The 13,426-nt window shown below is 68.1% G+C and carries 13 protein-coding genes; 7 read left to right on the plus strand and 6 right to left on the minus strand.

All coding sequences use genetic code 11. The annotated features are described in order from the left end of the window. Window positions 1-21: 21 nt before the first annotated feature. Genes katG through BR47_RS0105275 form a run of 3 tightly spaced genes read left to right on the plus strand, consistent with a single transcriptional unit; the run spans window position 22 to window position 4,427 of the window. A complete protein-coding gene (katG, locus tag BR47_RS0105265) occupies window positions 22-2,220 on the plus strand; it encodes a catalase/peroxidase HPI (protein ID WP_029104934.1) in 2,199 nt (732 codons plus the stop codon). A 57-nt stretch (window positions 2,221-2,277) separates the two neighbouring features. Next, window positions 2,278-3,171 carry a LysR family transcriptional regulator gene (locus tag BR47_RS0105270; RefSeq protein ID WP_029118822.1) on the plus strand — a complete coding sequence of 298 codons (894 nt, stop codon included), beginning with the start codon at window positions 2,278-2,280 and terminating at the stop codon, window positions 3,169-3,171. 56 nt (window positions 3,172-3,227) lie between these two features. Further along, the gene (locus BR47_RS0105275) at window positions 3,228-4,427 is read left to right on the plus strand and encodes an MFS transporter (RefSeq protein WP_029118823.1); all 1,200 of its coding nucleotides are present in this window, start codon (window positions 3,228-3,230) and stop codon (window positions 4,425-4,427) included. Here BR47_RS0105275 and BR47_RS0105280 read toward each other — a convergent pair. Beyond that, the gene (locus BR47_RS0105280; RefSeq protein ID WP_029118824.1) at window positions 4,424-5,086 is read right to left on the minus strand and encodes an MOSC domain-containing protein; all 663 of its coding nucleotides are present in this window, start codon (window positions 5,084-5,086) and stop codon (window positions 4,424-4,426) included. The two genes, BR47_RS0105275 and BR47_RS0105280, sit on opposite strands and share 4 nt — an antisense overlap. A gap of 267 nt (window positions 5,087-5,353) precedes the next feature. Here BR47_RS0105280 and ripD point away from each other — a divergent pair, with 267 nt between their 5' ends. From ripD to BR47_RS0105295, 3 genes are all read left to right on the plus strand, one after another. Then, window positions 5,354-6,034, plus strand: coding sequence for an NlpC/P60 family peptidoglycan-binding protein RipD (ripD, locus tag BR47_RS0105285; protein WP_029118825.1), 681 nt, complete (start codon window positions 5,354-5,356; stop codon window positions 6,032-6,034). A gap of 58 nt (window positions 6,035-6,092) precedes the next feature. Beyond that, a complete protein-coding gene (tpx, locus tag BR47_RS0105290; RefSeq protein ID WP_029118826.1) occupies window positions 6,093-6,587 on the plus strand; it encodes a thiol peroxidase in 495 nt (164 codons plus the stop codon). Window positions 6,588-6,665: 78 nt separating this feature from the next. Further along, the gene (locus tag BR47_RS0105295; RefSeq protein ID WP_231506657.1) at window positions 6,666-8,012 is read left to right on the plus strand and encodes a sensor histidine kinase; all 1,347 of its coding nucleotides are present in this window, start codon (window positions 6,666-6,668) and stop codon (window positions 8,010-8,012) included. A gap of 1 nt (window position 8,013) precedes the next feature. Here BR47_RS0105295 and BR47_RS0105300 read toward each other — a convergent pair whose 3' ends face one another. Both BR47_RS0105300 and BR47_RS32435 read right to left on the minus strand, forming a co-directional pair. Further along, window positions 8,014-8,283 (minus strand): hypothetical protein, encoded by a 270-nt coding sequence (locus BR47_RS0105300; RefSeq protein WP_036426720.1) that lies wholly within the window; start codon window positions 8,281-8,283, stop codon window positions 8,014-8,016. 152 nt (window positions 8,284-8,435) lie between these two features. Then, a complete protein-coding gene (locus BR47_RS32435; protein WP_090562452.1) occupies window positions 8,436-8,756 on the minus strand; it encodes a hypothetical protein in 321 nt (106 codons plus the stop codon). Window positions 8,757-8,981: 225 nt separating this feature from the next. Here BR47_RS32435 and BR47_RS0105305 point away from each other — a divergent pair, with 225 nt between their 5' ends. Next, window positions 8,982-9,848 carry a DMT family transporter gene (locus tag BR47_RS0105305; protein WP_020100256.1) on the plus strand — a complete coding sequence of 289 codons (867 nt, stop codon included), beginning with the start codon at window positions 8,982-8,984 and terminating at the stop codon, window positions 9,846-9,848. A gap of 19 nt (window positions 9,849-9,867) precedes the next feature. On the opposite strand, the gene aceA is transcribed toward BR47_RS0105305, so the two are convergent. The 3 genes from aceA to BR47_RS0105320 form a co-directional block, all read right to left on the minus strand. Beyond that, a complete protein-coding gene (aceA, locus tag BR47_RS0105310) occupies window positions 9,868-12,144 on the minus strand; it encodes an isocitrate lyase ICL2 (protein WP_029118829.1) in 2,277 nt (758 codons plus the stop codon). A gap of 74 nt (window positions 12,145-12,218) precedes the next feature. Continuing rightward, entirely contained in the window at window positions 12,219-12,614 is a 396-nt protein-coding gene (locus BR47_RS0105315; RefSeq protein ID WP_029104939.1) for a tautomerase family protein, read from the minus strand. Window positions 12,615-12,641: 27 nt separating this feature from the next. Beyond that, a complete protein-coding gene (locus tag BR47_RS0105320) occupies window positions 12,642-13,424 on the minus strand; it encodes a glutaminyl-peptide cyclotransferase (RefSeq protein ID WP_231506658.1) in 783 nt (260 codons plus the stop codon). Window positions 13,425-13,426 lie beyond the last annotated feature (2 nt).

Below are 13,426 nucleotides of genomic sequence, written 5' to 3' on the forward strand. Positions count from 1 at the left end.
CCACCCTCGAAAGGAAGTGCAGTGCCTGAGGAAACTCACCCTCCGATCGGAGAAGCACAGACCGAGCCCGCCGAAAGCGGTTGCCCGATGCGCATCAAGCCGCCTGTCGAGGGAGGTAGCAACCGGGACTGGTGGCCCAACGCCGTCAACCTCAAGATTTTGCAGAAGAACCCCCCGGCGATCAATCCGCTCGATGAGGGCTTCGACTACCGCGAAGCCGTGCAGACCCTCGACTTCGAGGCCTTCGAGCGCGATTTCGACGAGCTGCTGACCAACTCGCAGGACTGGTGGCCCGCGGACTTCGGCCACTATGGGCCGTTTTTCATCCGGATGTCGTGGCACGCCGCGGGTACCTACCGCGTGCAGGACGGTCGCGGCGGCGGCGGACGCGGCATGCAGCGTTTCGCCCCGCTCAACAGCTGGCCCGACAACGTCAGCCTGGACAAGGCGCGCCGCCTGCTGTGGCCGCTGAAGAAGAAGTACGGCAAGAAGATCTCGTGGTCCGACCTGATCGTCTACGCCGGCAACCGCGCCATGGAGCACATGGGCTTCAAGACCGCCGGCTTCGCCTTCGGCCGTCCCGACTACTGGGAGCCCGAGGAGGACGTCTACTGGGGCGCCGAGCACGAGTGGCTGGGGTCGCAGGACCGCTACGCCGGCGGCAAGGGTGACCGCACCAAGCTGGAGAATCCGCTCGCAGCCAGCCACATGGGTCTGATCTACGTCAATCCCGAAGGCCCCGAAGGCAATCCGGATTACCTGGCCGCCGCCATCGACATCCGCGAGACCTTCGGCCGCATGGCGATGAACGATGTCGAGACCGCGGCCCTGATCGTCGGTGGCCACACCTTCGGTAAGGCCCACGGCGCCACCGACATCGAGAACGGCGTGGAGCCCGAGGCCGCCCCGCTCGAGCAGCTGGGCCTCGGCTGGGCCAACCCCGGCGTCGGCAACGAGACCGTCAGCAGCGGCCTCGAGGTCACGTGGACCCACACCCCGACCAAGTGGGACAACTCGTTCCTGGAGATCCTCTACGGCAACGAGTGGGAGCTGACCAAGAGTCCGCAGGGCGCCAACCAGTGGAAGCCCAAGGACGGCGGCTGGGCCAACTCGGTACCGATGGCACAGGGCACCGGGAAGACCCACCCGTCGATGCTGACCACCGACCTGTCGATGCGGTTCGATCCGGTCTACGGCGAGATCACCCGCCGCTGGCTGGATCACCCGGAGGAGCTCGCCGAGGAATACGCCAAGGCGTGGTTCAAGCTCCTGCACCGTGACCTGGGCCCGGTCAACCGCTACCTCGGGCCGCTGGTGCCCAAGCAGACGTGGATCTGGCAGGACGTCATTCCGGCCGGCACCCCGCTCTCGGATGCCGATGTCGCCACCCTCAAGGCCGCCATCGCCGGCTCGGGTCTGACGGTGCAGCAATTGGTTTCGACGGCGTGGAAGGCGGCCTCGTCGTTCCGCTCCAGCGACTTGCGCGGTGGGGCCAACGGCGGCCGGATCCGGCTGCAGCCGCAGGTGGGCTGGGAGGCCAATGAGCCCGACGAACTGCGGCCGGTGATCGCGAAGCTCGAAGAGATCCAGGCCTCGGCCGGTGTGGCGGCGTCGTTCGCCGACCTCGTTGTCCTCGGCGGTGTCGTCGGCCTCGAAAAGGCAATCAAGGACGCCGGTTTCGATGTCGCGGTGCCGTTCACCTCGGGCCGCGGCGATGCCACCCAGGACAGCACCGATGAGGAGTCGTTCGCCTGGCTGGAGACACTGTCCGACGGCTTCCGCAACCACGTCGGCAAGGGCGATCCGCTGCTGCCCGAATACCGGATCATCGACAAGGCCAACCTCCTCGGTCTGTCCGGTCCGGAGCTGACGGTGCTGATCGGCGGTCTGCGGGTCCTGGATGTGAACTACGGCGGCACCAAGCTCGGCGTGTTCACCGACAAGCCGGGGGCGTTGACGACGGACTTCTTCGTCAACCTGCTCGACATGTCCACCAAGTGGGCCCCGTCGTCGGACGACGACGGCACCTACGTCGGCACCGACCGCGCCAGCGGCGCGCCGAAGTGGACCGCCAGCCGCGTCGACCTGCTGTTCGGCTCGAACTCGCAGCTGCGGGCGCTGGCCGAGGTGTACGCCGAGGACGACGCCAAGGAGAAGTTCGTCAAGGACTTCGTCGCGGCGTGGACCAAGGTGATGAACGCCGACCGGTTCGACATCTAGTCGGAACCTGACTCAGTACCCCGTGGGCCTTCGGGCTCACGGGGTACTGTGCTTTTCGTGCTCCTCGACGAACTCCGCTGGTTCGTCGTCCTGGCTGAGGCCGAGCATGTCACCGATGCCGCCGCGGAGTTGGGCGTCGCACAGCCGACCCTGTCCCGGGCCCTGGCCCGGCTGGAAAACCAGGTCGGCACACCGCTTTTCGACCGCACCGGCCGTCGGCTCCGACTAAACGGGTACGGGCAGATCATGCTCGAACACGCCCGCCGCGGCATTGCGGAAATGGATGCGGCACAGAGCCGCATCGCGGCACTGCTGGATCCGGACAGCGGCCTGGTCCGGTTGGCTTTTCTGCATTCGGCCGCGAATTGGTTTGTGCCGGAGGTGCTTCGGCAGTTCCGGGCGCTGGCCCCGGCGGTGCGCTTCGAGCTGTTCCAGGGTGCGGCGCACGACATCGCGGAGCGGCTGCGTACCGGGCAGGCCGACGTCGCGATCACGTCGCCGCGGCCGACGCAGGTCCCGTGCATCTGGCGCGTGCTGTACGTCGAACGGTTGTGCCTGGCGGTGCCCGCCGACCACCGATTGGTGGGCCGTGTCCGCGTGCGCCTGAGCGAGGTGGCCGACGAGACCTTCATCGCACTCGGGGCGGATTTCGGGCTGCGTCAGCTGACGGATCAGGTGTGGGCCGAGAGCGGCATCACGCCCGAGATCGCGTTCGAAGCCATGGAGATTCCGACGATGGAAGGCTTGGTCGCGGCGGGATTCGGCGTCGCCGTGGTACCCGTGCCGCGGCCCGGTCGCGGTGATCCGGCGGTGATCTACATCCCATTGTCCGATACCCGGGTCAAGCGCGAGATCGGCATGGCGTGGGTCAAGGGTCGCGAATTATCCCCTGCCGCAGCACGATTCGCCGAGCTGGTGAGCACGACGGCATCTGATGCACGAAACGCATGAATTTACCCAAACTAATGTATTGGACACATGAACTCGGGCGTTCCTAGCCTGCGTTCGTGACTGTTGATGCGCCCGTCTGGACCGGCCATGTGCGCGGTTCCACGGAGTACCGCAGACTGCTCGGTGCGCTGTTCTGCGCAGGCGTGGCGACGTTCGCGCAGCTGTACTCGCCGCAGGCGGTGTTGCCGCTGATCGCGCGCAGCCTGAATACCGGCGCGGCGGCTTCCGCGCTCATGGTGTCGGCGTCGACGATCGGTCTGGCGCTCGGTGTCATCGGCTGGTCGACGCTCGCCGACCGCATCGGCCGGGTGCGCGCAATGTCCTACTCGGTCTGTGTGGCAACGGGTTTGGCGCTGCTGGTGCCGTTCGCGCCGACATTCCAGCTGCTGCTGGCCGGACGATTCGCCGAAGGGTTGGCGCTCGGGGGAGTGCCTGCCATCGCGGTGGCCTACCTGACCGAGGAGATCGAGGCCGGCCACGCCGCCCGGGCCGCGGGCACCTACGTGGCCGGCACCACCATCGGCGGTCTGCTCGGCCGCCTGGTGGCCGCTCCGGTGGCCGAGTTCACCGACTGGCGGTGGGCCATGTTCGTCGTCGGATTGCTCTGCAGCGCAGCAGCTGTCGGCTTCATGCGGCTGGCTCCCGAACCTCAGGGCTTCGTCCCGGCCGACGAGGAAACCGAGGGCTCTCTGGCGCACCGGCTCGCCGCCAACCTACGCAACCCCAGGCAACTGGTGCTCTACCTGCAGGGCTTCCTGCTCATGGGCGGGTTCGTCGCGATGTACAACTTCCTCGGCTTCCGGCTGAGCGCAGCGCCGTTCAGCTTGCCGCAGACCGTCGTCAGCCTGGTGTTCGTCGCCTACCTGGCGGGCACCTGGGCGTCGGCGTGGGCCGGCGCCGCGGCCAGCCGGTACGGCAGGCGCCCGGTCCTGCTGGGCAGTGTCGCGGTGATGGGGATCGGTGTGGTGATCACCTTGAGCCACAACGTCTTCGCGGTCCTCGCCGGTCTGCTGGTCGCCACCGCCGGGTTCTTCGGCGCGCACGCCACGGCCTCGGGCTGGACCGGCCAGTTGGCCACGGTGGGCAAGGCGCAGGCCGGCTCGCTGTACAACCTGGCGTACTACGCCGGGTCGAGTGTCATCGGGTGGGTCGGCGGTATCGCCTTCGACACCGCCGGGTGGGCGGCCGTGGCGGCCGTCATCGTGGGGCTGCAGGTCGTCGCCGGACTCGCGGCGGCTGCCGTGCTGCGTGACTAGTGCTGGTTCGCCCGCTGGTGGACCCGGTCCTTGATGGCCTCGGGCAGCGCGTCGGCCGGAAGCAACCGCGGTAGCAGGTCCGGTTCGAGGGTCAGGGCGCGGAACACCATCGCGACGGTGACGTCGTGCGGCGGGCGGGAGACCACCGTGATCGACGCCCCGGCACGGAGCACTCCGGGCGTCACGACCCGCAGGTAGGCGCCGGGCACGGCCCGTGTGGTGAAAGTCTTGACCCAGCCACGGATTTCGAGCCACTCGGCAAAGGTGCGGCACGGGATGCGGGGCCGGCTCACTTCCAGGAGCGGGCCGCCGTCGCCGATCTGCCAGCGCTCGCCGATGAGGGCGTTGTTCACCTCGAGCCCCGCGGTGGTGAGGTTCTCGCCGAACGAGCCGTTGGCCAGCTCGCGGTCGAGGCGCACCTGCCAGTCATCGAGGTCTTCGCGGGCATAGGCGTACACCGCCTGGTCGTCACCGCCGTGGAACTGCTGGTCGCCGATGGTGTCGCCGACCAGACCGCTGCCGAGGCCGCCCTGCATGGGCCCGGGGGCGCGGACCGGTACCGGCTCGGACGTCGGGCGCTTGTCGATTCCGGTGCTCAGCTGATCCTTGTCGGGGCTGGGTCGAGGGACCGCCAGATTCACCGTCAGAATCGCTGCCATGGCGCAAGCCTAGAGGTGCCGCCCGGCGCCTTCGACCGGGAGTGGTGCGGGTCACCGGCAGCGCCGAATTTGGCCGCCCTGGATCACCTTTCGATCACATTTTCGATAAAGATCGCGCGCTGACCTGCATTTATGTGGGATAAGACGCGCGCGTGGGGTAAAAGTGACGTTAGTGAAATTTGTGGCGAGAGGGACCACCGGGGTCACGACCCCTGCGTAGACCACGCAGCGTCGTGTGCCGGTGGCGCACGACGAGAGGTGGCCGAGATGCGGCGGATCATTGTGACGGTGGCGAGCGCGGCACTGCTGGCGGCGCCCATGGCGGTGGCAGCTCCGCTGGCGTCGGCGCCCCTCGCGTCGGCCGACAGCACCTGGACCGGCGGCACCCACCGACAGGCGATCGACTTCGTCATCCAGCGCGCGCTGTCGCAGCGCGGGGTGCCGTTCGTCTACGGCGGCGGCAACGCCAACGGCCCCAGCCTGCCGCCGGCCAGCGTCACGACCGCGGCCGCCCCGGTGGCCCAGCCGGCGCCTCAGGTCGGCCTGCAGCCGATGGGTGTCGCGCAGCCGGCGGCAGCGCCGCAGACCAACACGCTCATCCCGGGCCTGTCGGGTCTGTTCGGCCCGTCGCCGACCGCGAGCGCCATCACGCCGGCGCCGACCACCCCGGGCTTCGACGCCTCCGGCCTCGTTCAGTACGCGTTCGCCGGCGTCGGCATCAAGCTGCCGCGGTCGTCAGGCGAGCAGTACAAGGTCGGCCGCAAGATCACCGCGGACCAGGCCCTGCCGGGCGACCTGCTGTTCTACGGGCCGGCCGGCTCGCAGAGCGTCGCGCTGTTCGTCGGCAACGGCCAGATGATCGAGGGCACCGAGCCCTCGGTGACAGTGGGCCCGGTGCGCACCAATGGCATGGACCCGTACCTGAGCCGCATCATCGAGTGGCAGTAGCGGCCGCAGCAGCACCCCAGCGCTGCGGGCGTGACGCAGTCTTGACAGACTGTCGGGTATGGCACAGATAACCCTGCGTGGAAACCCCATCAACACCGTCGGCGAGCTGCCCGCTGTCGGGTCCGCGGCCCCGGCATTCGCCCTGACCGGAGCCGACCTGGGTCCGGTGACCAACGACCAGTTCAGCGGTAAGTCCGTGGTGTTCAACATCTTTCCGTCGGTCGACACCCCGGTGTGTGCCACCAGCGTGCGGACCTTCAACGAGCGGGCGGCGGCCGACGGCGCCACCGTCGTGAACGTGTCCAAGGACCTGCCGTTCGCGCAGAAGCGCTTCTGCGGTGCCGAGGGCATCGAGAACGTCACCACCGCGTCGGCGTTCCGCGACAGCTTCGGTGAGGACTACGGCGTGACGATCGCCGACGGCCCCATGGCCGGCCTGCTTGCCCGCGCCATCGTGGTGATCGGCGCCGACGGCAACGTCGCGTACACCGAACTGGTGCCCGAGATCGCCCAGGAACCGGACTACGACGCAGCGCTGGCCGCCGCCAAGTAGTGCCAGCTCTTCGACGGACGGGGCGTGTGCCAGGGGCACGCGCCCCGTCCGCTTTTCTGCATCGGGCATGATGACTTGGTGCAGCTGCGATTACCGATACCGGCTTTGTCGTTGCGAGCCATCGTCGTCGTCGCCGCGTTGTCGGTGGTCGCGACGGTGCTGATCATCGGAACCTGGGTGTGGATCGGTGTCACCAACGACCAGTACAGCCAGCTCGATCGGCGGCTGGACTCGCTGAGCAGCCTGCCCGACGTCAATACCCTCCTGAGCATCGCCCGGCAGAACCCCACCGGCACGCCGCAGTCCGAGGGTTCACTGGTCCAGACCGTCCGCATCGGCGCCGCCACGGTCTCGATGCCGCCGGAGATCGTGCTGCCGCAGTTCGAGGCCGGGTATGCCACCACCACGATCAATGGCGTCGAGTACCGGGTCCGCACCGTCACCACGGGTTCGGCGTCGATCGCGCTCGGCGCACCGCTGTCGGAGGCACAGCGGCAGATTCGCAACCTGCACATCCGCATTCTGGCCATCTGTAGCGGCATCATCGTCGGCACGTTCGTGGTCGGCGGCTCGATGTGGTTCGTGATGATCAACCCGTTCCGCAAGCTCGCCCAGCAGGCCCGGCAGATCAATTCCCAGTCGAAGCCCGAAGAAGTCCACGTGCGGGGCGTCTCGGAGGCCGTGGAGATCGCCGAGGCGGTCGAGGGCATGCTGGCGCGCATCGGCGAGGAGCAGGAGCGCACCAAGGCCGCGCTGGAATCGGCCCGCGACTTCGCGTCGGTGGCATCGCACGAATTGCGCACCCCGCTGACCGCCATGCGCACCAACCTCGAGGTGCTGTCCACGCTGGACCTCGGGGCGGAGCAGCGCGCCGAGGTGATCGGCGACGTCATGCGCACGCAGAGCCGCATCGAGGCGACGCTGACGGCGCTGGAACGGCTCGCGCAGGGCGAACTCACCACGGCTGACGATCTGGTGCCCGTCGACATCACCGAGCTGCTCGACCGCGCCGCCCACGACGCGGTGCGGGTGTACCCCGACCTCAACGTCGCTCTCGTGCCGTCCCCGACGGTGCTGATGCTGGGGCTGCCCGTCGGGCTCCGGCTGGTCGTCGACAACGCAATCGCCAACGCCGTCAAGCACGGTGGCGCGACGCGGGTGCAGTTGTCCGCCGTCAGCTCGCACGACGGGGTGCAGATCGCCATCGACGACAATGGCACCGGCGTACCGGAACACGAGCGTGACGCGGTGTTCCATCGCTTCGCGCGAGGATCCACCGCGTCACATTCGGGTTCGGGTCTCGGTCTGGCATTGGTGGCTCAGCAGGCCGAACTGCACGGTGGCACAGCGTCTTTGACGCAGAGTCCGCTCGGCGGCGCGAGGCTCCTGCTGGAGCTGCCCGCGCCGCGTCCGCAATCGGACTGAGCTAGATGCAGGCGCCGAAGATGCAGAATCCGCCGTCGGGCTCCCAGCCGCCGTTCCAGGTGCCCGGCGGGTTCCAGCCCCAAGCGGGCGGCGGCGGCGGACCCCAGCCGGGTCCGGGTCCCGGACCGTTCCAGCCTGGGCCGTGACCCCAGCGCGCCGGGACCGGGGCCATGCCGGTATCCGCACTCGCGGCACCCGCGCCCAGTCCGACGGCTCCGGCGGCAACGCCGCTGGCGAGAGCCAAACCAACAATGAGTTTTATCGATTTCATGATCTACTCCACTCCTCGACTCAATCGATTGCTGCAACAACGTTGCGGCGCTCGCTGTTTCTCGGTCTGTAGCCATTATCGTTAGTCAACCTATGTATGGCCTGTGCTCGCCTTAGGTGGTGGCTTTCGGTTTCCGCAGCCGACTGCACCGCCTAGATGCAGGCGCCGAACAAGCACACTCCGCCGTCCGGTTCCCAGCCGCCGTTCCAGGTGCCCGGTGGGTTTCCAGGTGGCGGTGGCGGGCCCCAAGCCGGTGGCGGTGGCGGGCCCCATGCCGGTGGCGGCGGCGGGCCCCAAGCCGGTGGCGGCGGAGGTCCCCAGTGGTGGTCCGGTGGCGGAGGTCCCCAGCCGGGGCCGGGCGGCGGTGGTGGTGGGCCCCAGTCGGCGCTGGCGACACCGGTGCCCAGCGCGAGCGCGCCGGCGGTCAGGCAGCCCGCGACCGCCAGGCCCGCAATCATTTTCGGTGGTTTCATCGTGAATCGTCTCCGTTCTCGGTTGTCGGCGGAAGCCATCGAGCTCCGGCTTGCCCATGCAACGCCGCCAGGTTGTGGATCAGCTGTGCCCGACGTATGTAGTGGGTCTCGATTTGGGCAAGGGGAGTACGCCCCGGACCTCGTGCGGGCGGGCCGGTCAGGTCGCGCTCCCTACAATTGGCCGATGTCCGTCAATCGTCGGGTCACCCGAGCCGGAGCCGCGCAATGCTGATCGGCGTCCTCGCGGCGCTGGTCGCCTGTTTCAGTTATGGCACCGCGTCGGTCCTGCAGTCCCGTGCCGCACGTCGAGACGGCGAGGCTGCCGAAACCGGTCCGACGTTGCGCTCGACCGTGACGGCGATCCTGACGCCCCTGTTCCTGGTCGGCATGCTGCTGGACGGGTTGGGATTTCTCGGCAGCCTGGTGTCGGCGCGGCTGATCCCACTGTTCCTGTCGCAGACCATCATGAGCGCCAATCTCGCGGTGACCGCCGTCCTGAGTGTGCTGGTGCTCGGAGTGCGGCTGCGCGCGCGGGACTGGGCTGCGATCGCGATAGTCCTTGTGGCACTGTGCATCCTGGGCTTCAGCGCCGGTGAACTCGGCACGGAGGTGCCGGGCCGGCACATGCACTGGAGCGTGCTGGCGGCCGCGGTGCTGATCTTCGTCTTCGGGGTGGTACTCGTCCAGGTGCTCGGCAAGAAGGCGGCGGTTCCGGCCGGGCTGATCGCCGGCGTGCTGTACGGCGCCATGGCGGTGGCGGTCCGGATCGTCCACGGGCTCGACCCGTTCCGGTTGGACGTGCTGATCTCCGACCCGGCGGCGTGGGCGGTCGTGGTCGCCGGCGGCGGTGGCTTCTACCTCTTCACCGTCGCACTGCAGATCGGTTCGGTGAACGGTGTGGCCGCCGCACTCGTCATGGGGGAGACGGTGATTCCCGGCGTGGTCGGCGTCCTGCTGTTGGGTGATGTGGCCAAGCCGGGACTCGGGTGGCTGGTCGGGGTCGCTTTCGCCACCGCGGTCGCCGGTGCGGTAGCGATCGCGATCTTCGGTGCGGCAGAAGAGGAACCGGCGGTCGCCACGGCTCAGGCGTGAACCGTGGCGACCAGACCGTCTAGTCCTCCTTGCGGATCAAGCGGCCCAGGGCCTCACGGTCCGGTGCCAGCAGTTCGTCGATCCGCGCCTTGTTCACATCGGCGACGATGATCTCGCCGACCTCCTGGTAGACGTTGCTGAACAGGCCGTGCGACTTCATCTTCTCGGTCTGATAGATGTTGTCCTCGGTCGGCGTCACGTAGTAGACGATCTCCGACTTGAAGCGGTGGATCAGCCAGACATGGATCAGATCCATCAGGCGCTTCTGCCGCAGCTTCTCGGCGAAGGTGTTCTGGTCGCGCACCGTCAGGATGTTGCGGCCGTAGCGGTCCTTGATCGGGTCGACGACGACGTTGGCCAAGGGCTCGTCGCCGCTGCCGTAGATACCCAGATCCAGGACGTCGGAACCGGCGCGGCGGGGCCGCAGCTGCACGTGCAGCTTCTCTCCGATCTGGTAGTGGTCGCTCCACATGGCCAGCCACTCTTCGAGCAGCTTCTTGGGCACCTCGGTCTGGACGAGGTGCTGGTGTTGCGTGGAGCCGGCACCCATTGCCTTGGTGGTCGCGGTGCGGCCCGACGACGCGGCCAGCGCGGCATCGCTGCGCGGCCCGCCGACGAGCGTCTGCGGTGTGCGGTAAGGAGATTCGACGAGCCGCATCTTGCGTTGCAGCCGGGCCAGCGCCAGCATGCCCTCCTGTCGCAGGGACGTCGCGAACTCCTCGCACGCCACACCGTCCACCTGGTGGCCGCCGTAGGTGATGAAGTTGAAGACGAAGCCCATCTTGCCGAGTTCCTCTGGGAACGCCCGCATCTCGTCATCGGTCATGCCGGTGGTGTCCCAGTTGAACGACGGCGACAGGTTGTACGCCAGCATCTGGTCGGGGAATTCGGCGTGGATGGCTTCCGCGAATTCCCGGGCGTCGGCCAGGTCCGCGGTTTTCGTCTCCATCCACAGGATGTCCGCGAACGGCGCGGCCGCAAGGGATTTCGCGATCGCGTACGGGATGCCGCCGCGCACCTGGTAGTAGCCCTCGGGGGTCTTGGCGAGCTCGCAGTCCCACGCCACGTCGGCGCCCAGTTCACGGGCCTTCTCCCGAGCCGCATACAGCGACGCGCGGGCTGCGAACTTGCGCCACTCCTCGGGGCTCACCGTGGTGGCCTCACCCTCCTTGGCCCGGAACTGCAGCACTTCGGCCACGGCCTCGCAGTAGGTGTTCAGGCCCGAATCCGCCTGCCACGCCTCGACGAACTTCGACTCGACCTTGTCGAACACCGAGTCGACGGACTGCCCGGAGGTCTGGTCCCAGGCGGCGGCCGCCTCGTCGATGAGGCCCGCGATGCCGTGACTGTCCAGCCAGGCGTCGGCGGATGCGTACTGGCCCTCGGGCAACGCGTAGAGCAGGTGCCCGCGCAGGTCGGTGACACCCTTGTCGTGGAAGCGGCGCACCATCGCCAGGAAACAGGACTTGTACGACGGGATGTTGAGATTGGTGGCGCCCAGCAGGAACGGCTGGTCGCGCTCGTCGGCGGCACTGTCGATGAGGTTGGCGGCCTCGGCGTCGGTGCGCGCCACGATGATTCCCGGCACACCCATCATGTCCAGCTGGAAGCGCGCGGTGTTGAGGCGCTTGAGCTGTTCATCCGAGGGCACGAGCACCTTGCCACCCTGGTGGCCGCACTTCTTCGTGCCGGGCCGCTGATCCTCGATGTGGTAGCCGGGGACGCCCGACTCGACAAAACGGCGAATCAGGTTGCGTACGTGGGCATCTCCGCCGTGACCGGTGTCGGCGTCGGCGATGATGAACGGCCGATAGTCGATCGCGGGCGTGGCCGCGCGCTGTTCCTCGGTCATCTGCAGGCGTAGGTACTGCTGGTTGCGGTCCGCGGTCAGCAGGGCACGCACCAGCCCGGCGGCCTCGTCGGGCACCTGGCTCAGCGGGTAGCTGGCCAGGTCGGGCCCGGGGTCCTCACTGATGGAGCCCTTGGCCGACGTGGCCCAGCCACCGAGGTAGATGCCTTCGATGCCGATCCGCTTCATCACCACCGCCTGGCCGGGGGAGTACGGCCCGAACGTCGTGATGCTCTTCTTCTGCGCGAACAGCTCGCGCAGCCGCGGATAGAACGCTTCGGCGGCCTGCCGGGCCACCGGATAGTCGGACGGGATGGTGCCGCGCTGTTCGACGACCTGCCGCGCGGTGTAGAGCCGCGTGATGCCGTCGAAACGGGGGCTGTCGAAATACTCCTGCACGTCGGCGACGTTCTGCTCGAACGACGTCGCAACTGCTTCGAGAGTCATGGACTGCTCCTTGCTGAGCTGGTTTCCGATGAGCTCTCCGAGCCTATCGCCGCGGGGCTGCCGTGAATACGCGATCAGACATTCACATCGAACCCGAGGGCGACGTCGCAGGCGGCCTGTCCGCCGCGGATACCCCAGTTCTCGAGCGCGCTCTCGCGGAGCAGGATCGTGATGTGGTCGGCCGGAATGTCGAAGGCGGCAAGGCGGCCCGTGATCTCGCGGTACAGCGCGCGCTTGGCGTCCACCGACCGCCCGGCGAAACAGTCGACGGTCACCAGGGTGTACCGCTCGGGATGCGCGAGATGCGGCGCGTGCGAAAACCGGTGCGGCTCATGGACGAGGAGCCGGACGTGCTTGTCGCCGACCGGGATCTGGAACGCGGCGACCAGTGCAGCGTGGACGGCATCGATGATGGCGACCTCGTCGGACTGGCTGTACTGACGGCGGACCTCGATCAGTGAACTCGGCATGGCGCTGATCGTCACACCCGGCCGCCGTCAGCGCACCTGAATTTCCGCCGGTGTCGCCGGTTCGAACCGCACCCGGTAGACCGCCGGCCAGTACTTGCCCGTGACCAGGAACTGCCCGTTGCCGCTCGCCCCGCCGAGATGCGCGATGCCGTTGAGCACCCCGATGTCGCCCTGCCAGGCGGCGTCGCGCAGGCCGGTGGCGTATGCCACGGCGGTGACGACGCCCGTGGTGGCGTCGATCTCGATGATCTGGTCGGTGGGGAACACGTTGGCCCAGATCCGGTTTCCGATGCAGTCGAGGCTGTTGAGCCCCGACACCTGAATTCCGTTGTAGGTCACCGCCAGGGTGCCGGTTTCGCGCATGTCGCCGAGACGATGGATGCGCAGAACCGGGGACCCGTCACTGCGGATCAGCCGGTCGCCCGCGCGGCACAGGCCCCAGCCCTGACCGTCGAGCGGCACCTCGCGCAGCATCGTCAGCGTGGCCTTGTCCCACTCGATGGCGACGCCGTTCTCGTACGTCAGCTGCCACAGATGCGCGCCGGCGTCGGCGATGCCCTCGCCGAAATACGCCGGCGGCAGCGGGACCGCGCGACGCAGCCGGCCCGTGCCGGCGTCGAGCTCACGCAGTTCGGATTTTCCTTCGAGGCCCGTGCTCTCGTACAGCGTCGCGCCGTCGACGAACATGCCCTCGGTGAAGGCGACGGTGTCGTGGTCGAACTGTTCGAGCACGACGGGCCGCAGCCGGGCGACCTGATCGGCGGCGGCGGTGGGGACCATCGTGAGCCCCACCAGCAGTACCGCGGCCATCA

It is taken from the genome of Mycobacterium sp. UNC410CL29Cvi84 (genome assembly GCF_000686745.1).
GTDB classification, from domain to species: domain Bacteria; phylum Actinomycetota; class Actinomycetes; order Mycobacteriales; family Mycobacteriaceae; genus Mycobacterium; species Mycobacterium mucogenicum_B.

Excerpts from the sequence above, each read along its gene's own strand:
- tpx (WP_029118826.1), top strand. The coding sequence starts at position 6,093 with ATGGCACAGATAACCCTGCGTGGAAACCCCATCAACACCGTCGGCGAG.
- BR47_RS0105305 (WP_020100256.1), top strand. The coding sequence starts at position 8,982 with ATGCTGATCGGCGTCCTCGCGGCGCTGGTCGCCTGTTTCAGTTATGGC.
- BR47_RS0105320 (WP_231506658.1), bottom strand. The coding sequence starts at position 13,424 with ATGGCCGCGGTACTGCTGGTGGGGCTCACGATGGTCCCCACCGCCGCC.
- ripD (WP_029118825.1), top strand. The coding sequence starts at position 5,354 with ATGCGGCGGATCATTGTGACGGTGGCGAGCGCGGCACTGCTGGCGGCG.
- BR47_RS32435 (WP_090562452.1), bottom strand. The coding sequence starts at position 8,756 with ATGAAACCACCGAAAATGATTGCGGGCCTGGCGGTCGCGGGCTGCCTG.
- aceA (WP_029118829.1), bottom strand. The coding sequence starts at position 12,144 with ATGACTCTCGAAGCAGTTGCGACGTCGTTCGAGCAGAACGTCGCCGAC.
- BR47_RS0105315 (WP_029104939.1), bottom strand. The coding sequence starts at position 12,614 with ATGCCGAGTTCACTGATCGAGGTCCGCCGTCAGTACAGCCAGTCCGAC.
- BR47_RS0105280 (WP_029118824.1), bottom strand. The coding sequence starts at position 5,086 with ATGGCAGCGATTCTGACGGTGAATCTGGCGGTCCCTCGACCCAGCCCC.
- BR47_RS0105300 (WP_036426720.1), bottom strand. The coding sequence starts at position 8,283 with ATGAAATCGATAAAACTCATTGTTGGTTTGGCTCTCGCCAGCGGCGTT.